The organism is Buchnera aphidicola (Meitanaphis flavogallis), from assembly GCA_039830035.1.
Lineage (GTDB): Bacteria > Pseudomonadota > Gammaproteobacteria > Enterobacterales > Enterobacteriaceae > Buchnera_B > Buchnera_B aphidicola_AZ.
Genome location: CP140038.1, coordinates 528,977 through 549,040, shown reverse-complemented (window position 1 = coordinate 549,040; position 20,064 = coordinate 528,977). Strand labels below are relative to the sequence as shown.

Annotated in this window: 26 protein-coding genes, 1 tRNA gene and 1 pseudogene; 26 read left to right on the top strand and 2 right to left on the bottom strand. The window is 27.8% G+C overall.

All coding sequences use genetic code 11. The annotated features are described in order from the left end of the window. Positions 1-6: 6 nt before the first annotated feature. Positions 7-717 (top strand): purine-nucleoside phosphorylase, encoded by a 711-nt coding sequence (deoD, locus tag U0T59_02480; GenBank protein ID XBC43278.1) that lies wholly within the window; start codon positions 7-9, stop codon positions 715-717. Between the two features lie 94 nt (positions 718-811). Here the strand turns inward: deoD and U0T59_02475 are convergent. After that, a tRNA-Ser gene (locus U0T59_02475) sits at positions 812-897 on the bottom strand. Between the two features lie 848 nt (positions 898-1,745). On the opposite strand from U0T59_02475, the gene aroK reads away from it, so the two are divergent. From aroK to trpS, 4 genes are all read left to right on the top strand, one after another. After that, positions 1,746-2,270 carry a shikimate kinase AroK gene (aroK, locus tag U0T59_02470; protein XBC43277.1) on the top strand — a complete coding sequence of 175 codons (525 nt, stop codon included), beginning with the start codon at positions 1,746-1,748 and terminating at the stop codon, positions 2,268-2,270. A 44-nt stretch (positions 2,271-2,314) separates the two neighbouring features. After that, the gene (aroB, locus tag U0T59_02465) at positions 2,315-3,397 is read left to right on the top strand and encodes a 3-dehydroquinate synthase (GenBank protein ID XBC43276.1); all 1,083 of its coding nucleotides are present in this window, start codon (positions 2,315-2,317) and stop codon (positions 3,395-3,397) included. A 279-nt stretch (positions 3,398-3,676) separates the two neighbouring features. Further along, positions 3,677-4,366 (top strand): ribulose-phosphate 3-epimerase, encoded by a 690-nt coding sequence (rpe, locus tag U0T59_02460; GenBank protein ID XBC43275.1) that lies wholly within the window; start codon positions 3,677-3,679, stop codon positions 4,364-4,366. A gap of 39 nt (positions 4,367-4,405) precedes the next feature. Then, entirely contained in the window at positions 4,406-5,407 is a 1,002-nt protein-coding gene (trpS, locus tag U0T59_02455; protein ID XBC43274.1) for a tryptophan--tRNA ligase, read from the top strand. Here the strand turns inward: trpS and tsgA are convergent. Further along, a complete protein-coding gene (gene tsgA / locus U0T59_02450; protein ID XBC43273.1) occupies positions 5,400-6,560 on the bottom strand; it encodes an MFS transporter TsgA in 1,161 nt (386 codons plus the stop codon). The two genes, trpS and tsgA, sit on opposite strands and share 8 nt — an antisense overlap. An 824-nt stretch (positions 6,561-7,384) precedes the next feature. Here tsgA and fkpA point away from each other — a divergent pair. From fkpA to rplX, 21 genes and pseudogenes are all read left to right on the top strand, one after another. Next, positions 7,385-8,152, top strand: a complete 768-nt coding sequence (gene fkpA / locus U0T59_02445) for an FKBP-type peptidyl-prolyl cis-trans isomerase (GenBank protein ID XBC43272.1) — start codon at positions 7,385-7,387, stop codon at positions 8,150-8,152. 67 nt (positions 8,153-8,219) lie between these two features. Next, a complete protein-coding gene (gene tusD, locus U0T59_02440; protein XBC43271.1) occupies positions 8,220-8,606 on the top strand; it encodes a sulfurtransferase complex subunit TusD in 387 nt (128 codons plus the stop codon). A gap of 11 nt (positions 8,607-8,617) precedes the next feature. After that, positions 8,618-8,977, top strand: coding sequence for a sulfurtransferase complex subunit TusC (tusC, locus tag U0T59_02435; GenBank protein ID XBC43270.1), 360 nt, complete (start codon positions 8,618-8,620; stop codon positions 8,975-8,977). Between the two features lie 9 nt (positions 8,978-8,986). Then, the gene (tusB, locus tag U0T59_02430; protein ID XBC43269.1) at positions 8,987-9,274 is read left to right on the top strand and encodes a sulfurtransferase complex subunit TusB; all 288 of its coding nucleotides are present in this window, start codon (positions 8,987-8,989) and stop codon (positions 9,272-9,274) included. A gap of 105 nt (positions 9,275-9,379) precedes the next feature. After that, complete coding sequence (gene rpsL, locus U0T59_02425; GenBank protein XBC43268.1) at positions 9,380-9,754, top strand: 30S ribosomal protein S12; 375 nt, start codon at positions 9,380-9,382, stop codon at positions 9,752-9,754. Positions 9,755-9,845: 91 nt separating this feature from the next. Continuing rightward, a complete protein-coding gene (rpsG, locus tag U0T59_02420; protein XBC43267.1) occupies positions 9,846-10,316 on the top strand; it encodes a 30S ribosomal protein S7 in 471 nt (156 codons plus the stop codon). Positions 10,317-10,412: 96 nt separating this feature from the next. Next, positions 10,413-12,524, top strand: coding sequence for an elongation factor G (gene fusA, locus U0T59_02415; GenBank protein XBC43266.1), 2,112 nt, complete (start codon positions 10,413-10,415; stop codon positions 12,522-12,524). A 45-nt stretch (positions 12,525-12,569) separates the two neighbouring features. Further along, entirely contained in the window at positions 12,570-13,754 is a 1,185-nt protein-coding gene (gene tuf / locus U0T59_02410; GenBank protein ID XBC43265.1) for an elongation factor Tu, read from the top strand. Between the two features lie 480 nt (positions 13,755-14,234). After that, a complete protein-coding gene (rpsJ, locus tag U0T59_02405) occupies positions 14,235-14,549 on the top strand; it encodes a 30S ribosomal protein S10 (protein XBC43264.1) in 315 nt (104 codons plus the stop codon). 36 nt (positions 14,550-14,585) lie between these two features. After that, complete coding sequence (gene rplC, locus U0T59_02400) at positions 14,586-15,254, top strand: 50S ribosomal protein L3 (protein ID XBC43263.1); 669 nt, start codon at positions 14,586-14,588, stop codon at positions 15,252-15,254. Then, positions 15,232-15,837, top strand: coding sequence for a 50S ribosomal protein L4 (gene rplD, locus U0T59_02395; GenBank protein ID XBC43262.1), 606 nt, complete (start codon positions 15,232-15,234; stop codon positions 15,835-15,837). The genes rplC and rplD overlap by 23 nt, the downstream gene beginning before the upstream one ends. Next, positions 15,834-16,136, top strand: coding sequence for a 50S ribosomal protein L23 (gene rplW / locus U0T59_02390; protein XBC43261.1), 303 nt, complete (start codon positions 15,834-15,836; stop codon positions 16,134-16,136). The genes rplD and rplW overlap by 4 nt, the downstream gene beginning before the upstream one ends. A gap of 22 nt (positions 16,137-16,158) precedes the next feature. Continuing rightward, positions 16,159-16,980, top strand: a complete 822-nt coding sequence (gene rplB / locus U0T59_02385) for a 50S ribosomal protein L2 (protein XBC43260.1) — start codon at positions 16,159-16,161, stop codon at positions 16,978-16,980. An 18-nt stretch (positions 16,981-16,998) separates the two neighbouring features. Then, positions 16,999-17,277 (top strand): 30S ribosomal protein S19, encoded by a 279-nt coding sequence (gene rpsS, locus U0T59_02380; GenBank protein XBC43259.1) that lies wholly within the window; start codon positions 16,999-17,001, stop codon positions 17,275-17,277. A 14-nt stretch (positions 17,278-17,291) separates the two neighbouring features. After that, entirely contained in the window at positions 17,292-17,627 is a 336-nt protein-coding gene (gene rplV / locus U0T59_02375) for a 50S ribosomal protein L22 (protein ID XBC43258.1), read from the top strand. A gap of 19 nt (positions 17,628-17,646) precedes the next feature. Beyond that, positions 17,647-18,348 (top strand): 30S ribosomal protein S3, encoded by a 702-nt coding sequence (gene rpsC, locus U0T59_02370; GenBank protein XBC43257.1) that lies wholly within the window; start codon positions 17,647-17,649, stop codon positions 18,346-18,348. A gap of 12 nt (positions 18,349-18,360) precedes the next feature. Continuing rightward, positions 18,361-18,774, top strand: coding sequence for a 50S ribosomal protein L16 (gene rplP, locus U0T59_02365; protein ID XBC43256.1), 414 nt, complete (start codon positions 18,361-18,363; stop codon positions 18,772-18,774). 13 nt (positions 18,775-18,787) lie between these two features. Continuing rightward, a pseudogene (gene rpmC / locus U0T59_02360) lies at positions 18,788-18,967 on the top strand (50S ribosomal protein L29). Further along, on the top strand, positions 18,960-19,214 hold the full coding sequence (rpsQ, locus tag U0T59_02355) for a 30S ribosomal protein S17 (GenBank protein XBC43255.1): 255 nt from the start codon (positions 18,960-18,962) through the stop codon (positions 19,212-19,214). The pseudogene rpmC and the gene rpsQ overlap by 8 nt, the downstream one beginning before the upstream one ends. A 137-nt stretch (positions 19,215-19,351) precedes the next feature. Further along, entirely contained in the window at positions 19,352-19,720 is a 369-nt protein-coding gene (gene rplN, locus U0T59_02350; GenBank protein XBC43590.1) for a 50S ribosomal protein L14, read from the top strand. A 15-nt stretch (positions 19,721-19,735) separates the two neighbouring features. Next, positions 19,736-20,050 (top strand): 50S ribosomal protein L24, encoded by a 315-nt coding sequence (gene rplX / locus U0T59_02345; protein ID XBC43254.1) that lies wholly within the window; start codon positions 19,736-19,738, stop codon positions 20,048-20,050. Positions 20,051-20,064 lie beyond the last annotated feature (14 nt).

Here is a 20,064-nt window from a genome sequence, read left to right as displayed (position 1 = left end):
TGTATAATGACAACCTCTCATATTAATGCTAAAAAGGATGATTTTTCTGATTTTGTGCTTATGCCTGGTGATCCTATTAGAGCTAGGTATATTGCAAAAAATTATTTAAATCATGCTACAGAAGTAACTAATGTTCGTTCTATGTTAGGATTTACTGGAGATTATAAAGGAAAGCGAATTTCTATAATGAGTCATGGCATTGGAATGCCTTCATGTTTAATTTATGCATACGAATTGATTACAGAATATAATGTAAAAAAAATTATTCGTATTGGTACTTGTGGTACTGTTTGTGAAGATATAAATCTTAATGATATTATTATTTGTTTGGGAGCTTCTACTGATTCTAAAATAAATAGATTGCGATTTAGAAATAATGACTTTTCAGCTGTTGCAGATTTTGATTTAGTTTGTAATTTAGTATTCGCTTCTAAAGATTTAGGAATACAAGTAAATGTAGGAAATTTTTTTACGACAGATTTGTTTTATCATAATAATAATGATGTATTACAATCTGTTAAACAATTTAATATTATTGGTATAGAAATGGAAACGGCTGGATTATACAGTATTTCTGCAGAATTAGGAATTAAATCTGCATCTATTTGTACAGTTTCTGATCATATTATAAAAAATAGTCGAATTAGTTCGCAAGACAGAGAATCTAGTTTAGACAAAATGATTAAAATTGCTTTAAATTCTAGCTTATTGAGTTAAAATTAATTAATGTTATTTGAACAAGGTTTCTTAAAAGTGATATATGGTTTTTTTAATGTAGTTTGTTTATTAGTTGACGTAAATAAAATAATTATGGTGAGAAAGGGATTCGAACCCTTGATACGTTTTTCGTATACATGCTTTCCAAGCATGCTCCTTAAGCCTCTCGGACATCTCACCGTGTATTAAAGGTTTTTATTTTTAATATTATAAGTCAATTTAATTATAAATTTATTTTTGGTATATAGCAAATATTAAAAAGTATTTTAAATGAATTTTATATTATATAACTTCTATTATTAATGTCTATTATAGATTTTATGACTTTTATAAAAGTGATTTTTTACGCATTACTTGTAAAAAATATGAAAGTAACATGTTAGAATATTTATTTATATTCTCTGTTCATGTTAGTAATAAGCATATTAATAAATAAAGAAATAGAAGAATAAATAATTTACCAATTTAATTTCTATGTAGAGCATCATTTTACATGATATACATATATGTATTAAAAAAATTAATAGTGTTTATAAAAATATAACTATATTTTATCTTTAATAGTTTTTTATGTGATAGTAATGATTATTTTTGATGTTTTTTTTATTTCAAAATTATTAAATTAAAATTATATTTTGGTAAAATGTATGGTTTAGTTATAAATATTAATATTTTAAAATATTTATAGAAATTTATTATAATTTTTTTATATTTTAATATGATATATTATTTTGTAGGTAGGTTTTTGAATTTTTTTATTATTTTCACAATAATAAATAACTTGTTTGGAATATTTATTAAAAATAAATAGTAAAAAATAGACGTTGAGAAAAAGTTATATCTATTTTGGATATTAATTTTAATATAGTTTTTAAAATCAACAATTTTTATCGAATTTTATTTTGATTTTAACGAATCTTCATAACTTTGTATTATTCAGAAATGAATTGAAAACTTTATTTCTTGTCAGCTTAAATAAGCTGTGCATGATTATCACTAACATACTAATCATAAAACAATATTAAAATATGGCAGAAAAACGCAATATCTTTTTAATCGGACCTATGGGTGCTGGAAAGAGTACTGTGGGTCGCCAATTAGCTCAACAGTTGAATATGGAATTTTACGATTCTGATCAAGAGATTGAGAAACGTACTGGTGCTGATATCAGTTGGGTTTTTGATGTAGAAGGTGAATCAAGATTTAGAGAACGTGAACAAAAGATAATTAATGAATTGACTAGCAAATATGGGATTGTATTAGCTACAGGAGGAGGGTCTGTTAAGTTAAAAGAGAATAGAAATAAACTATCATCTCGTGGCATCGTTGTATATTTAGAAACTACTGTAGAAAAACAATTAGTTAGAACGCAAAAAGATAAAAAAAGACCTTTATTACAAGTTCAAAATGTTCCTATAAAAAATATTTTAGAATCGTTAGCCATTGAAAGAAATCCATTATATAAAGAAATAGCAGATATTACTGTTCATATGGATGGTAAAAGTGTTAAAGCAATAGTATTCTATATTATTAATTTGTTAAATAAAAGTTAATTTATATATGTTATTATTTAAAATATTGTTAGGATGTATTCATTTTGGAAAAATTAAAAGTTACTTTAGGAAATCGAGCATATTATATTAATATTGGATCATCTGTTTTTAAAATAGAAAATATTTTTTTTCCATTAACATCAGGCGATCAGGTTATGTTAGTTACTAATAATATAGTATCTAATATTTGGAAAAATAATTTTGTATACCATTTGAAAAAGTTAGGAGTTAAAATAAATTGTGTTATTTTACCTGATGGTGAAGTTACTAAGAACATAGGTTCAATGGAATATATTATATCAGAATTATTAAAACATTTACATGGGCGAGATACTACTTTAATAGCATTAGGAGGTGGAGTAATTGGTGATATAACAGGTTTTGTAGCTTCAGTGTATCAACGTGGAGTTCGGTTTATACAAGTTCCTACTACATTATTATCTCAAGTGGATGCTTCTATTGGTGGAAAAACATCTATTAATCATGTTCTTGGAAAAAATATGATTGGTTCGTTTTGGCAGCCATCTTCAGTAATTATTAATCTAGATTATTTGTCTACATTACCTAAAAATCAATTAGTATCTGGAATAGCAGAAGTTATAAAATATGCTGTTCTTTTTGACGATATTTTTTTTAATTGGTTGGAAGAAAATATTGACTTAGTATTAAAATTAGATGAAATAGCAATTTCTTACTGCGTAAAACGATGTTGCGAAATTAAAAAAGTAATAATAGAGCAAGACGAAAGAGAAAACAATTCCCGAATTTTATTGAATTTGGGTCATACGTATGGTCATGCGATCGAAACTCATTTAGGATACGGGAAGTGGTTGCATGGAGAAGCTGTGTCTGTAGGAATGATAATGGCAGCTGAGACTTCTGTATTGTTAGGAATATTAGATGTATGTGAAAAAAATAGAATTGTTGATTTATTAAATAAAGTAGGTTTGCCAATAAAAGGACCTAAAAATATGGCATTTAATTCTTATTATGAGAATTTTTTAAGAGATAAAAAAGTTGCTTCAGGAGTTGTGAGATTGGTATTACCTACATCTATCGGAAAAGCTATGATTTATTCTAATGTAAAAAAAAATATATTAATTTCAGCGATTAGTAATTGTAAGTAAATAAGTAATGTTAAGGTTAATTCTGAAATTGCATTTGATTTTATGTATGAGTAATGTCATTCGTCAAATAATAGTATGTATTATGTTCAATATAACCATTTAAATTCATTAATTTTGTTGGAAAAATAATAATAAAAAGTTTTCGTATGGTTATAAAAATTTGTATACACTGATTATATAAAATTAATATTTTTATATTTCTATGAATTATTTTTTGTATATGCATATTATATATAAAATAAATAGTGGTGTTAAGTATTATAAATTTTAGGAAAAATAATGAAGACTATATGGTTAGCTCCTTCAATTTTATCTGCTAATTTCGCTAGGTTAGGAGAAGAAATTACAAGTGTATTAGAAGCAGGAGGAGATATTATTCATTTTGATGTTATGGATAATCATTATGTTCCTAATTTAACTTTTGGACCTATGGTATTAAAGTCTATTCGAAATTATGGAATTACATCAATTATTGATGTGCATATTATGGCTGATCCAGTAGATGAATTAATAATTCAATTTTCCCAGGCAGGGGCTGATTTTATTACTATTCATCCAGAATCAACTAATCATTTAGATCGATCTTTAAATTTAATTAGGAATTGTGGTTGTAAGGTAGGATTAGCTATTAATCCCTCGACTACATTAGATGTTTTAGAATATGTTATGGATAAATTAGATATGATTGTTGTGATGTCTGTTAATCCTGGTTTTTCAGGACAACAATTTATACCGATTATATTTAAGAAGTTATTGGAAGTTCGTAAATTAATAGATAATAGTCATCGAAATATTTTATTGGAAATTGATGGAGGAATTAATTTAAGTAACCTTAAAAAAGTTGCATCTTATGGAGTGAATGTTTTTGTGATTGGTTCAGTTATATTTAGTTCAAAAAATTATAAACAGATTATTAAAGACCTTCGTTATCAAATTGATTTAAGAAACGATTGTGATATCCAAGTTTAATTTGTTGCAAGTATTTAATATTTTATATGGAAAGAGATAGTGAACAATGTTAAAAAAATTTTATTTAGTGCTATACAACCTTCAGGACAATTAACTATAGGTAATTATATTGGTGTTATGCGTCCGTGGGTTCAAATGCAAAAAAGCTATACATGTTTGTATTGTATTGCTGATTTGCATGCTATTACCACATGTCGTTCTTCTATTGAATTACGAAGAAATGTATTAGATACCATAGCTCTATATTTAGCTTGTGGTATTGATCCATATAAAAGTGTTGTGTTTCTTCAATCTCAGGTTCATCAACATGCTCAATTACATTGGATTTTGACATGTCATACTTATTATGGTGAATTATCAAGAATGACTCAGTTTAAAAGTAAATTTTTGAAAAATATTAAAACCATTAATTCTGGACTATTAAATTATCCTATTTTAATGGCATCTGACATTTTATTGTATAAAACTAATGTTGTTCCTATTGGTTACGATCAAATACAACATTTGGAATTAGTTTGTAATATTGCTCGTCGATTTAATTCATATTATGGTGATATATTTACAATTCCTAAAAAATATATAATGAAAAATGGTTCTCATATTTTATCTCTATTAGATGCAAACAAGAAAATGTCTAAATCTGATTCTAATAAAAATAATGTTATTTTTTTGTTAGAAAGTATTAGTAGTATTTCTAGAAAAATAAGGTTAGCTGTTACTGATTCTGATATTCCTCCTAGTATTCATTATGATATAGTGAATAAAAAAGGAATATCTAATTTATTAAATATTTTTTCTAGTTTAATAAATAAAAGTATTTCTGATGTAGAAGTAGAATTCGCTAGAAAGTCATATAAAGATTTTAAATCAGATATAATTGAAGTTATATCTGATGTAATAGGTAAAGTGCAATCTTCTTATTTTTATTATAGGAAATGTGAAGATTACTTAGAACAATTGTTGCATTATGGTGCATCTAGAGCTTGTATCGAAGCAGATAAAATGTTAAAAAAAGTTAAACAAGTAGTAGGGTTTATTTAATTTTATTTCTGTTTTGTAAGTTGAATAGTATAGATATTATGAAAACTAATCCATATAGTATATTAGATGTAATTAAAGCCGAAATTAATCCATAGTGTTGTACCACTGGTCCAGTAACTACAAAAGTAAGTAGTGTACCTATTGTTCCACTAGTTAAAATAAAATTAATAATTTTTGGAGAAGGTGTTTTTGTTTGTTGGGATGCTAGTGTAATTATAATAGTATAAATAGCACTAGAAACGAAACCTATTAAGACAATAACACATTTTAATAATATATAACTTTGAATATTGTTAAATATGCATATTAATAGTGTAGTAATTCCTGTTAAATATATAATGATATTTTTTAAATCAAAATATTTTAATATAAAACTAAAAGTCCACATTCCTATCATGTATGACATCCAAAAGTTGCTAACTAATGTTCCAGCTTGGGTAATGTTTAAGTGAATAGATTTTATAACGTATTCTGGAATCCACGAGATAAAACTTAATTGTCCTAATATGTATAGCAATGCTGATATTGACAGGTAACAAATAGAAATATTCCATTTTTCTATTTTTGGATATTTTTTAATTTCTGGATTTAGAATGGGAAATTTTAAATTTATTGTTAATATAAATATAATTATATATAATATTCCTATTACAGGATAAATCCAATACCATGTAATATGATTAGAAATTAACAATGTTGAAATAATTGGAAAAATAATACCTGACATACTAAAGCATGAGTCAGTTAGTAATAATATAGATGCTCTATTATTTCCCGCGTACAAGTGAGTAATTAAAAAAGTTCCGATAGACATCGTTACTCCACTAACTATTCCAAATATGAATATACTGAGAGAAAATAATGTGAGCGTATGATGAAATATTAGTATCCATATAGCTATTATCATGAGTATGAATCCAATGATTAATTGTTTTTTTAATGTAATAGTACTCATGAGCCATGAATTTAAAAAGATAGCAATTAAAACTCCGGCATTAAGAAAAGTGAAAGTATTGCTCATACTAGTTATAGATACTTTGAAATATTCAGACACATTTCCCAAAATTATACCAGTGACAATGATTAGCGCTCCTGTTAAAGCATAAGAGCAAAAACTAATGCAAGTTAATCCAAAAACATTTTTTTTTTCCATTACTTTAACTTCCCATATGATATAAAATTCATTCATAAATTTTTTGTATAACATAAAACATTATTATATTTATATTAAGCCATATATATAAATTTTCATGAAGTAAGAAAACAAATGACGATTATTATAACTATTCGATGATTTTAAGTGATATTTTAGATATTTTTTAATGTAAAGTTTATTTTTGAATTATCATTATTTAATGATAGAGAAAAAGTTTTACAATATGTTAGATATGTTTTAAATATAATAGTATGTACATATTATTTTATAATTTTCAATATTGATTTTTTTGACACTTAGCAATTTTTTTATTAAATAATATTTTAAAAGATGTGTGTATTGATAAAAAACTATTAAGGTAATAATGATAGTTAAATATAAATTTTTTTAATTTGTATCCAGTATAGTTAAATTTATTAAAAATGTTTAGTTTTTTAGGATTAGTTGATGTTTAGTTATATATAGAACTTTTTGGAATATCTTATATTAGTAATTTATGGCATTGTAAATTTTTTTATTGAAATTTAGATTTTTTATATGTTTTTTATGATTTTGTTAGTTGTGATTATATATATTAAATTTATTTAATTTTAAATTTTTTAAAAAATTTTTTCAATAATTACGTTTTATTAAAATATTATTTTATGGTATGTTTTTAAAAGTTTAATACATGATATTAATTTGTAGTATTTATTATTATCTTTTTTAAAAATATATATTACATAATTATAAATTTTTTATATTATTTTGATATTACTGAATACGTTGAATGATAGTTGATGATTTTCAAAATAATATTTCATTTTTTGTTTGGAGAGACAATGTTTTTATTTTTATTCAGAGGAATGTTAGTAATAATAATTTTTTTCTTTTCCTCTATAGTTTTTTCAAAAATGATATATCCTTCTTTAATTTCGTCTCAGTCAAATATAACATTTCTTGATAAGCATTTTAAAAATGATAATGATCAATCGTCTTATGCATTAGGCGTATCATTAGGAAATTATATAAATCATTTTTTTGTAGATCAAAATAAATTAGGAGTGCGTTTGAATAAAGAAGTTCTATTATCGGGAATTAGCGATTCAGTTTTTTTAAAATCTAAATTATCTGCTAGTTCAGTGTCTCAAATACTTAATCAATTAGAGAAAAAACTATTACGTTTAGAAGAAAATGCAAAAATTAAAGAGAAAAAAATTAATGCTATTAAAGGAAAAGAATATATTAAAAAACTTTTAATGCATAGTAACATGAAATGTTCTAAGACAGGTTTGGTTTTTTTCGTAAAAGAAAAAGGAATAGGATTACATCCACGTGAAAATGATATTGTTACTGTACATTATATCGGATCATTAATTGATGGACGTGAATTCGATAATTCTTATAAGCGAGGTAAACCTTTATCATTTGCTCTAAACAATGTAATTTTGGGATGGAAAGAGGGATTACAATATATAAAAAAAGGTGGAAAAATAAAATTAGTTATTCCTCCATCATTAGCGTATGGAGAAGATGGAGTTCCTGGCATACCGGGTAATTCTACCTTAATATTTGATATAAAATTAATTAATATTAAGTCTAATTTGTAATTAAACTGTAATTTTTTTAATTACGATAAATATCGTACTTTTAAAGTACATAACATAAAAAATAGCAATGAACTATACACTTTTAGTTATGGGTCCCCCTTATGGAACTCAAAATTCTAGTACTGCTTTTTTATTTGCTTGCGCTGTTACCAGTAGTAAAAACAAATTATTAAGTATTTTTTTTCATTGTGATGGAACATCAAATGCTAATAAATATATTTCTTTGTCTTCTGAGGAATGTAATTTGGTTGAAAAATGGGTAAATTTACACCATAAATATTCTGTAAAGTTAAATGTATGTATCAGTGCTGCATCTAGAAGAGGTGTTTTAAAAAAAAGCGCACAAAATCAATTTTTTAAAAATATTGATGATGTACAATCATCATTTTTTTTTACTGGATTAAGTGAGCTTGCAAGATATATAGAGAAGAGTGATCGAGTAATACAGTTTTAGTGATCAATTTTATGAAAAATATAGCTTTTGTGTTTTCTCACGTACCTTATGGTACTAGTTTAAGTAAGGAAGGATTAGATTCTGTTTTATCTATTTCTATGATTAATCCTAATGTTTCTATTTTTTTTATAGGAGATGGTGTATTTCAATTAATGAAAAATCAAAGTCCTGAACATATTTTATTACATAATTATGTTTCTTCATTTGGAATTTTACCTTTCTTTGGAATTAATCAATTATATTATTGTAAAGAATCTTTGATTGAAAGAGGATTATTTCATGAATACGATTTTTTTTTAGATATTTATATTATAAGTAGAACTTGTATACGTAAAAAATTGGAAAAGTGCGATTTAATTATTAATTTTTGAGGAATAAATATGTTACATATCTTAATGCGTTCTCCTTTTGAAATTAATATGATATTATTGATAGATTTATTGAGGTCTAATGATGATGTAATTGCATTACAAGATAGTGTGATAATTGCAATAGATAAAAATATTTTTCTTAAAGAATTGTTGTCTATTCCAATAAAATTATATGTTATCAAACAAGATGTTTATGCTCGTGGTATTCAAGAAAAAATTTCCAGTAAAGTCAATATCGTAGATTATCTGCAATTTGTACTTTTAACAGTTAAGCATAAAAAACAAATGTCTTGGTAAAATTAAGTTTTTTAAATTCTTCTTACTGAAATAAAAACTTGTTTATGTTACATTACATAGAATGTATTTATATAAGTGTTTTAATATAAGACAATCAGGATTGCTATGGCTACAGTTAACCAATTAGTAAATAAACCCCGTTTACATAAAATAACAAAAAGTAATGTTCCAGCTTTGAGTAAATGCCCTCAAAAAAGAGGAGTATGTATTAGAGTATATACTACTACTCCTAAAAAACCTAATTCTGCGTTACGAAAAGTTTGCAGAGTTCGTTTAACTAATGGTTTTGAAGTAACGTCGTATATTGGAGGTGAAGGTCATAATTTACAAGAACATTCAGTTATTTTAATTAGAGGTGGTCGAGTAAAAGATTTACCTGGAGTTCGTTATCATGTAGTAAGAGGAGCATTAGATTGTTCTGGTGTAAAAGATAGAAAAAAGAGTCGTTCTAAGTATGGAGTAAAAAAACAAAAATCGTAGAATGTTTTAGAAAATTTATTATTTAAATTTTTAATAATATTTGAAAAGTGTAGTAAAATATATTTTCAATTAATATTAATTGGAGAATATTATGTCAAGACGTCGTGTTATTGGACATCGTAAAATTTTGTCAGATCCGAAATTTTCTTCTGAAATTATTGCAAAACTTATTAATATAATCATGGTAAATGGAAAAAAATCTATTGCTGAAGAAATAGTATATGACGCGTTACAAATTTTATCTAAACAAACTAAGAAAAAAGAGTTAGAATCATTTGATTTAGCTTTAGATAACGTTCGACCTACTGTTGAAGTTAAATCGCGTCGTGTAGGAGGTTCAACTTATCAAGTTCCAGTAGAAGTACGTTTAATTCGGAGACATACTTTAGCTATGAGATGGATAGTTAATGCTGCTAGAAAGCGTACTGATAAATCTATGTCTTTGAGATTGGCGAGTGAATTATTAGATGCAGTAGAAAATAAAGGAGCTGCTGTAAAAAAACGTGAAGAGGTTCATCGCATGGCAGAAGCAAATAAAGCTTTTGCGCATTATCGTTGGTAAATTGATAAAGTATGTATGAATTTTAATTAATTTATAATTAATTTTAGTTTTTATATGAAATTATATTATATAAAAATTTAAAATTAGAGGAATATAATGGGACGTACTACACCAATAATACAATATAGAAATATAGGAATTAGTGCTCATATAGATGCAGGTAAAACAACTACTACTGAGCGGATTTTATTTTATACAGGAATTAATCATAAGATTGGTGAGGTACATGATGGCGCAGCAACTATGGATTGGATGGAACAAGAACAGGAAAGAGGTATTACTATAACTTCAGCTGCAACTACTACTTTTTGGTCTGGAATGGCTAAACAATTCTCCCCGCACAGGATTAACATTATCGATACTCCTGGTCACGTAGATTTTACTATAGAAGTTGAAAGGTCTATGCGAGTATTAGATGGTGTGGTTATGATTTATTGTGCTGTAGGTGGAGTACAACCTCAGTCAGAAACAGTATGGAGGCAAGCAAATAAGTATAATGTTCCCAGGATTGCTTTTGTAAATAAAATGGATCGCATGGGAGCAAATTTTTTTAATGTAATTAAACAAATAAAAAAAAGACTTGGAGCTGATCCTATTCCTATTCAATTGCCTATTGGATCCGAAGATAGTTTTGTTGGAATTGTTGATTTGATAAAAATGAAAGCAATTCATTGGAATAATTTGGATCAAGGAACTACATTCACTTATGAAGAAATTCCAGTGTATTTAAAAAAGTTGTCTGAAAAATGGAATCAGAACCTTATTGAAAGCGCAGTAGAAAATGATGAATGTTTAATGGAAAAATATTTATCAGGAGAAACAATATCTGAAAAAGAAATTAAAACTGCTCTTCGTAAACGAGCATTAAATAATGAAATAATTCTTGTTACTTGCGGATCTGCTTTTAAAAACAAAGGTGTTCAGGCGTTATTAGATGCCATAGTTGAATTTTTGCCGTCACCGAGTGATATTGCTTCTATTAAAGGTGTTTCAAAAAATACAAAAAATGGTTTGACAGTACGTTATTCAAATGATCAAGATCCTTTTTCTGCATTAGCTTTTAAGATTGCTACAGATCCATTTGTAGGGAATTTAACTTTTTTTAGAGTATATTCTGGTGTAGTTAATTCTGGAGATACTGTTGTTAATTCTGTGAAAGGTCAAAAAGAACGTTTTGGGCGTATTGTGCAAATGCATGCAAATAAGAGAGAAGAGATAAAAGAAGTTAGAGCTGGTGATATAGCTGCTGCGATTGGTTTAAGAAGTGTAACTACTGGTGATACTTTATGTGATCCTAATCATATCATTGTATTAGAACAAATGGATTTTCCTGATCCAGTGATTTCTATTGCAGTTGAGCCTAAAACTAAAGCAGATCAAGAAAAAATGGGTTCATCTTTAAGTAGATTAGCTAAAGAAGATCCTTCTTTTAGAGTATGGACTGATAAAGAATCAAATCAAACAATTATTTCTGGTATGGGTGAATTACATTTAGAAATAATTATTGAGAGAATGAAAAGAGAATTTAGTGTTAGCGCAAATATAGGTAATCCTCAGGTTGCTTATCGTGAAACTATTAGAAATAATGTAAATGATATTGAAGGTAAGTATATAAAACAATCCGGAGGAAGAGGTCAATACGGTCATGTTGTAATTGATTTGTTTCCGTTAAAATCTGGTGAAGGAAATTATAAGTTTATAAATGACATTAAAGGAGGCGTGATTCCAGGAGAATATATTTCTGCCATTGATAAAGGAATACAAGAACAATTACATAGTGGGCCTTTGGCTGGTTATCCTGTGTTAAACATTGGAGTTCGGTTGCATTTTGGTTCTTACCATGACGTTGATTCTTCTGAAATTGCATTTAAATTAGCTGCATCATTAGCATTTAAGAGTGCTTTCAAAAATGCAAAGCCAACATTACTTGAACCAATTATGAAAGTTGAAATAGAAACACCAGAAGAATATATGGGTGATGTAATTGGTGATTTAAATAGAAGAAGAGGTGTAATTGAAGGTATGCAAGATTTGTTGGTGGGAAAAACAATTTCTGCTCAAGTACCACTTTCTGAAATGTTTGGTTATGCAACTGATTTGCGTTCACAAACACAAGGTAGAGCTTCATATTCTATGGAATTTTTAAAGTATTCAGAATCTCCAAGTAATATAGCAACTTTTATTATTGAAGCAAGAGAAAATAGATAGTTTTGATTTTTTTATATTAAATTTTTTAAAAAAAGGGAAATAGTTGTGTCTAAAGAAAAATTTAAACGTTTAAAACCTCATATAAATGTAGGTACTATTGGTCATGTAGATCATGGTAAAACTACTTTAACAGCAGCTATTACTACTGTTTTAGCGAAAAAATATGGAGGATCTGCACGAGCTTTTGATCAAATAGACAACGCTCCAGAAGAAAAAGAAAGGGGAATTACTATTAATACTTCCCATGTAGAGTACGATACTAATGTGAGACATTATGCTCATGTAGACTGTCCTGGTCATGCTGATTACATAAAAAATATGATTACTGGGGCAGCTCAAATGGATGGTGCAATTTTAGTGGTAGCTGCTACAGATGGTCCTATGCCTCAAACTCGTGAGCATATTTTATTAGGTAGACAGGTGGGAGTACCTTATATTGTTGTTTTTTTAAATAAATGCGATATAGTAGATGATGAAGAACTACTTGAATTAGTTGAAATGGAAGTTCGTGATTTATTAACTCAATATGATTTTCCTGGAGAAAAAACTCCAATTATACGAGGTTCTGCTTTAAAAGCGTTAGAAGGAAATGTTGCGTGGGAAAATAAAATAATTGATTTAGCAAATATATTGGATACATATATTCCTGATCCTAAAAGATCTATTGATCAACCTTTTTTACTTCCTATAGAGGATGTTTTTTCTATATCAGGTCGTGGAACAGTAGTCACTGGTCGTGTAGAACGAGGAATAATAAAAGTAGGAGAAGAAGTAGAAATTGTAGGGATTAAACCCACTGTTAAAACCATATGTACTGGTGTAGAAATGTTTAGGAAATTATTAGATGAGGGTAGAGCGGGAGAGAATGTTGGGGTTCTATTGCGAGGTACTAAGCGTGATGATATTGAAAGAGGTCAAGTATTATCCAAGCCAGGAACAATTACTCCTCACATAAAATTTGAGTCTGAAGTATATGTATTGTCTAAAGAAGAAGGAGGGCGTCATACACCATTTTTTAAAGGATATAGACCTCAATTTTATTTTCGTACTACAGATGTTACTGGTTACATTGAACTTCCGGAAGGAATAGAAATGGTTATGCCTGGAGATAATATTAAAATGGTTATTACTCTAATTCATCCTATTGCGATGGCGGATGGATTGCGTTTTGCTATCCGGGAAGGTGGAAAAACTGTAGGTGCTGGAATTGTAGTTAAAGTCATTAATTAACTTAAAATATATTTCGTGCATCATAGGAATTAAGTCAAGAAAAGAAATCATAATTTTGCTCTTTTCTTGATTTTTTTATTTTATATTGATTTCAAAATTTAATTTTTTATGTTGTTGTCTAATAAAAGTATATTTGTAAGATAAATTGCAAAAAAATAATGAATTTTCTTATTTCATGCTTTATAATAATTTAAATAAAAATGTTTTCATATACAAAAATTTTTTAATATTAGAATTATAGATTAAATTATGTATATAAATTATAGTGTTAAGTGTATTCTATAGTTTATTTATATTTCTGAGTATTATATCTTTCAATAGTTCAATATTTATTTAATTATTTATGATATTTCAGTAATTTTTATTAAAATTTTTTAAATATGTTCTTTTTTATGTATTAATAACTTAATATTAACATATTCTTTTCGAAATTGAAAAGAAGAATTTTTTGTAATTTTATATTATGGGAGTTCTGGTCTTATGCAGCAGAACCAAAGAATACGCATTCGTCTTAAAGCTTTTGATCATAGGTTAATAGATCAGTCAACTTCAGAAATTGTTGAAACGGCTAAAAGGACTGGAGCACAAGTTCGTGGACCTATTCCTCTTCCAACACACAAAGAACGATTTACTGTACTTATTTCTCCGCATGTAAATAAAGATGCTCGTGATCAATATGAAATTCGAACACACAAACGACTCATTGATATTGTTGAACCTACTGAAAAAACAGTTGATGCTTTGATGAGATTAGACCTTGCTGCTGGTGTAGATGTACAAATTAGCTTGGGTTAATTACACAAATAAATTATTAAAGGAATTGAAGAACACATGATTGGTCTCATTGGTAAAAAAGTAGGAATGACTAGTATCTTTACAAAAGAAGGTATTTTAATTTCAGTTACTGTTATTGAAATTCAAGAAAATCGTATTGTTCAAATGAAAACCATAGATATTGATCAATATAATGCTGTTCAAGTTACTACTGGAGTGAAAAAAAGTAAAAAATTTTTAAAATCAGAAATAGGTCATTTTTCTAGATCTGGAATGCAAATTGGTCGTGGTTTATGGGAATTTCGTATTACCGAGAATGCGTTGGATTTTAAAATAGGACAAAGTTTAAATTTAAATTTATTTTTGAATTTGAAAAAAGTAGATGTAGTTGGAAGATCTAAAGGAAAAGGATTTTGTGGTACAGTTAAGCGATGGCATTTTCGGACTCAAGATGCAAGTCATGGAAACTCTTTATCTCATCGAGCTCCTGGTTCTATTGGACAAAATCAAACGCCTGGTAGAGTCTTTAAAGGTAAAAATATGGCAGGTAGATTAGGTAATCATCGGGTGACTATACAAAATTTAGATATAGTTAGAATTGATTTAAATCGTAATTTACTTCTGGTAAAAGGATCAGTTCCTGGTGCTAAAGGAAGTGACCTTATTGTTAAACCAGCAGTTAAGGTGAAAGGAGTAAAAAATAGTGGAATTAGTGCTCAAAGATAAAGGAAGTGTTATTAATGTATCTGATATGGTTTTTAACTGTAGTTTTAATGAAGCATTAGTACATCAAGTTGTTACTTCTTATTCTTCTAGTACTCGGCAAGGAACTAAATCACAAAAGAGTCGTTCTGAAGTATCTGGATCAGGAAAAAAACCATGGCGTCAAAAGGGAACGGGACGCGCAAGGGCTGGTTCTCTGAGAAGCCCTATATGGAGATCTGGTGGTGTAACTTTTGCGGCTAAATCTAGAAATTTCTGTCAAAAAGTTAATAAAAAGATGTATCGCGGTGCTTTAAGAAGTATTTTCTCAGAGTTAATTAGAAAAAATCGGTTGTTTATTTTCGAAAATTTTTCTATAGATATGCCTAAAACTCGATTTTTAGTTACTAAATTAAAGTCTATAAAGATATCTGATGTTTTGATTATAAAGATAGTTAGGGATAAAAATATATTTTTAGCTTCACGAAATTTATATAAAGTAAATATTAAGACTATTAGTTCTATTGATCCGGTAAGTTTAATTATGTTTAAAAATGTCATTATTACTTCTAAAGCTATTAAACAAGTGGAAAAATCACTACTATGATTAATGAAAAAAAATTGTTAAAAATCTTTTTTTTTCCGCATATTTCTGAAAAATCTTCTATTTCTGCAGAAAAATTTAATACTGTAGTAGCAAAAGTTCCTATGCGTACAACAAAAATAGAAATTAAACAAGCTATACAAAATTTATTTAAAGTACAGGTAAAATGTATTAATACATTAATCGTGCAAGGTAAAAAAAAACAAAAGAATGGTCGTACTAGTTATTTGCGTAGTTGGAAAAAAGTTTATATTTCTTTAAAAAAGGGACAAGATATTAATTTTATGGGACATATAGAATAAATGTGTATTGAAGGAGAAAAATATGGCTATTATTAAATGTAAACCAACATCTCCAGGTCGCCGTCATGTTGTAAAATTAGTTAATTATAATTTATATAAAGGAAAGCCTTATGCTCCTTTAGTGGAGAAAAACAGTAAAAGTGGAGGTCGAAATAATCATGGTCGTATTACTACTCGTCATATAGGAGGAGGTCATAAAAGATCTTATAGAATTATTGATTTTAAAAGAAATAAAGACAATGTTCCTGCTATTGTTGAACGATTAGAATATGATCCAAATCGATCTGCAAATATTGCTTTGGTTTTATATAAGGATGGAGAAAGAAAATATATTTTATCTCCAAAGGGTTTAAAAATAGGTGATAAGATAATTTCAGGAGAATTATCTGACATAAAATCAGGAAATGTTTTGCCTATGAAAAATATTCCTGTTGGAACAACAATTCATAATGTAGAAATAAAACCTGGAAAAGGAGCACAAATAGCTAGATCTGCAGGATCTAGTGTTCAATTGATTTCAAAAGAAGAAAAATACGTAACTTTACGTTTACGATCTGGAGAAATAAGAAGATTAGAATCAAGATGTAGAGCTACTATTGGTGAAGTAGGAAATGAAGAACACATGTTAGTAATTTTAGGTAAAGCTGGTTCTTCGCGTTGGCGTGGAATTCGTCCTACTGTTAGAGGAACAGCAATGAATCCAGTTGATCATCCTCATGGAGGTGGGGAAGGGAGGAACTTTGGAAAACATCCAGTTAGTCCATGGGGGTTGCAAACTAAAGGTAAAAAAACTAGAAGAAATAAACGTACTGATCGATTTATTGTAAGAAGGCGTAATAAATAATTTAAGGAGGAAAAATAAATGCCACGTTCTCTTAAAAAAGGTCCTTTTATTGATGCATCGTTACTTAAAAAAGTAGAAAAAGCTGTTAAGAATCATGATAAAAAACTGATACGAACTTGGTCTCGTCGTTCAACTGTTTTTCCTAATATGATCGGTTTAACGATATCAGTTCATAATGGTCGTCAACATATTCCAATATTTATTACTGAAGACATGGTTGGACATAAATTAGGTGAATTTTCTGCTACTCGTATGTATCGTGGTCATGTTTCTGATAAGAAAGTTCAAAAACGTTAAAGGAAATGTGTAATATGGAAATAATTGCTAAGCATCGTCAAGCTCGATCTTCTGCTCAAAAAGTACGATTGGTAGCTAATTTGATTAGAGGAAAAAAGGTTATGCACGCTTTAAATATTTTACATTTTAATAATAAAAAAGCATCAATATTAGTTAAAAAAGTATTGCAATCTGCTATAGCTAATGCAGAACATAATAATGATAGGGATGTAAATAATTTAATTATAACAAAAATTTTTGTCGATGAAGGCCCAACTATGAAAAGAATGATGCCACGTGCTAAGGGTCGCGCAGATCGGATTTTGAAGCGTACAAGTCATATCACTTTAGTTGTTTCTGATCGTTTATAATAGTTTGGAGAACTAGTTAATGGGACAAAAAGTACATCCTAATGGCATGAGATTAGGAATAATTAGACACTGGAATTCTGTATGGTTTTCTAGTACTAAAAACTTCGCAGAAATTTTAAATAGTGATTTTAGAGTACGTGAGTTTTTAAAAACTAAGTTATTTAAAGCTTCAATTTCTCGTATTGTTATTGAACGCCCTTCAAAAAGTATTAGAATAACAATATATAGTGCACGTCCTGGTATTGTGATAGGAAAAAAAGGTGAAGATGTAGAGAAATTAAGATTAGCGATTACACAAATTACAGGCGTTACCGCTCAAATCAATATTTCTGAAGTTCGACAGCCAGAATTAGATGCAAAATTAGTAGCAGATAATATTACTTCTCAATTAGAACGTAGAATAATGTTTCGACGTGCTATGAAACGTGCTGTACAAAATACAATGAGACAAGGAGCTAAAGGCATTAAAATAGAAATCAGTGGACGTTTGGGTGGAGTTGAAATAGCACGAAGAGAGTGGTATAGAGAGGGTAGGGTTCCTTTACATACTTTGAGGGCTGATATTGATTATAGTTTATCTGAAGCTTATACTACTTATGGAGTAATTGGTGTAAAAGTATGGATATTTAAAGGTGAAATTTTAGGTGGTATTGCATCTGTACCAAAGTTAGAAAAACCTCCTACTAAATTTAGAAAACATCAAAAAAAATATAAAAAATAAGGATAAATTCTAATGTTGCAACCCAAAAGAACAAAATTTCGAAAAATGCATAAAGGTCGTAATCGAGGTCTTGCTGTTGGTACAGACATTAGTTTTGGATCTTATGGTTTGAAAGCTATTAGTAGAGGACGATTAAAAGCAAGTCAGATTGAATCAGCTAGGAGGGCAATTTCTCGGTCTATTAAGAGACAAGGAAAAATTTGGATTCGTATTTTTCCGGACAAACCAATTACTCAAAAACCTTTGGAAGTAAGGATGGGTAAAGGAAAAGGTAATGTAGAATATTGGGTCGCTTTAGTGCAACCAGGAAAAATTTTATATGAAATTGGTGGTGTATCTGAAGAAATTTCTAGAGAAGCTTTTAGATTAGCTTCGTCAAAATTACCTATAAAAACTGTGTTTGTAACTAAGAGTATAATATTATGATTTTAAATAATGCAAAAAAAAAACTGTACAAGAATTGAATATTGAATTAGTCAGTTTGTTGAAAGAACAATTTAGTCTTCGTTTACAATTTTCTTCTAAAAAACTACAAAAATTACATTTACTGCGACTAGCGCGTCGTAATATTGCTAGAATTAATTTTTTGTTAACTAGAAAGGAAAATTACAGTGAGTAAAAAGATTCGGACGTTATTAGGTTGCGTGATTAGTAATAAAATGCAGAAATCTTCGGTGGTTTCTGTTGAACGTGTCATTAAACATCCGTTATATAAAAAATTTATTAAACGTACAACTAAGTTACATATTCATGATGATAAAAATGAATGTTCATTAGGAGATGTAGTAGAAATTCGTGAATGTCGTCCTATTTCTAAAACAAAATCGTGGATGTTAGTACGTATTGTTAAAAAATCTATAGTTTGATGATAAATATTGTGTAACATTAACATGAGTAGTATTTAGATATTTGCTATTCATGTTTGATTTATTTTTGATAAACTAATTAATATGTATATTGATCAAGATATTTATCTTGTTATTATTATATGGAGAAGTATTGTATGATTCAAGAACAGAGCATATTAGATGTTGCTGATAATTCTGGCGCGCGTGTTGCGTTGTGTATTAAAGTTCTTGGTGGTTCACGTCGTAGATATGCAAATATAGGTGACGTTATTAAAGTAGCTATTAAAGAAGCTATACCTAGAGGTAAGGTGAAAAAAGGAGAAATTTATAAAGCTGTTGTAGTTAGGACGAAAAAAGGTATAAAAAGGATTGATGGTTCTATTATTAGATTTGATATTAATTCGTGCGTGATATTAAATAATAATGATCAGCCTTTGGGTACAAGAATTTTTGGTCCTGTCACGAGGGAATTAAGAAATGAAAGGTTTATGAAAATCATATCACTAGCTCCAGAAGTATTATAATGAGAATCTATTATTATGGCAGCAAAAATTAAAAAAAATGATAAAGTTATAGTAATAACAGGAAAAGAAAAAGGTAAAGTGGGAATAGTTAAAAAATTATTGTCTAATAGGAGAGTAATTTTAGAGGGAATTAATTTAGTAAAAAAACATCAAAAATCTATTCCAGATCAAAATATAACAGGAGGAATTATAACAAAAGAAGCTAGTATTCATATTTCTAACATAGCTATTTTAAATCCTACTACAAATAAATCAGATCGTATTGGTTTTAAGATAGAAAATAATAAAAAAGTAAGGTTTTTTAAATCAAATAATATTATTATTAAGTAAAATGGAGTATTTCT

Excerpts from the sequence above, each read along its gene's own strand:
- rplP (XBC43256.1), top strand. The coding sequence starts at position 18,361 with ATGTTGCAACCCAAAAGAACAAAATTTCGAAAAATGCATAAAGGTCGT.
- rpsC (XBC43257.1), top strand. The coding sequence starts at position 17,647 with ATGGGACAAAAAGTACATCCTAATGGCATGAGATTAGGAATAATTAGA.
- fkpA (XBC43272.1), top strand. The coding sequence starts at position 7,385 with ATGTTTTTATTTTTATTCAGAGGAATGTTAGTAATAATAATTTTTTTC.
- tusD (XBC43271.1), top strand. The coding sequence starts at position 8,220 with ATGAACTATACACTTTTAGTTATGGGTCCCCCTTATGGAACTCAAAAT.
- rplW (XBC43261.1), top strand. The coding sequence starts at position 15,834 with ATGATTAATGAAAAAAAATTGTTAAAAATCTTTTTTTTTCCGCATATT.
- rpsL (XBC43268.1), top strand. The coding sequence starts at position 9,380 with ATGGCTACAGTTAACCAATTAGTAAATAAACCCCGTTTACATAAAATA.
- tusB (XBC43269.1), top strand. The coding sequence starts at position 8,987 with ATGTTACATATCTTAATGCGTTCTCCTTTTGAAATTAATATGATATTA.
- deoD (XBC43278.1), top strand. The coding sequence starts at position 7 with ATGACAACCTCTCATATTAATGCTAAAAAGGATGATTTTTCTGATTTT.
- fusA (XBC43266.1), top strand. The coding sequence starts at position 10,413 with ATGGGACGTACTACACCAATAATACAATATAGAAATATAGGAATTAGT.
- rplN (XBC43590.1), top strand. The coding sequence starts at position 19,352 with ATGATTCAAGAACAGAGCATATTAGATGTTGCTGATAATTCTGGCGCG.
- rplC (XBC43263.1), top strand. The coding sequence starts at position 14,586 with ATGATTGGTCTCATTGGTAAAAAAGTAGGAATGACTAGTATCTTTACA.
- rpsG (XBC43267.1), top strand. The coding sequence starts at position 9,846 with ATGTCAAGACGTCGTGTTATTGGACATCGTAAAATTTTGTCAGATCCG.
- tsgA (XBC43273.1), bottom strand. The coding sequence starts at position 6,560 with ATGGAAAAAAAAAATGTTTTTGGATTAACTTGCATTAGTTTTTGCTCT.
- rplB (XBC43260.1), top strand. The coding sequence starts at position 16,159 with ATGGCTATTATTAAATGTAAACCAACATCTCCAGGTCGCCGTCATGTT.
- tusC (XBC43270.1), top strand. The coding sequence starts at position 8,618 with ATGAAAAATATAGCTTTTGTGTTTTCTCACGTACCTTATGGTACTAGT.
- rplX (XBC43254.1), top strand. The coding sequence starts at position 19,736 with ATGGCAGCAAAAATTAAAAAAAATGATAAAGTTATAGTAATAACAGGA.
- aroK (XBC43277.1), top strand. The coding sequence starts at position 1,746 with ATGGCAGAAAAACGCAATATCTTTTTAATCGGACCTATGGGTGCTGGA.
- rpsJ (XBC43264.1), top strand. The coding sequence starts at position 14,235 with ATGCAGCAGAACCAAAGAATACGCATTCGTCTTAAAGCTTTTGATCAT.
- rpsS (XBC43259.1), top strand. The coding sequence starts at position 16,999 with ATGCCACGTTCTCTTAAAAAAGGTCCTTTTATTGATGCATCGTTACTT.
- rpe (XBC43275.1), top strand. The coding sequence starts at position 3,677 with ATGAAGACTATATGGTTAGCTCCTTCAATTTTATCTGCTAATTTCGCT.
- rplV (XBC43258.1), top strand. The coding sequence starts at position 17,292 with ATGGAAATAATTGCTAAGCATCGTCAAGCTCGATCTTCTGCTCAAAAA.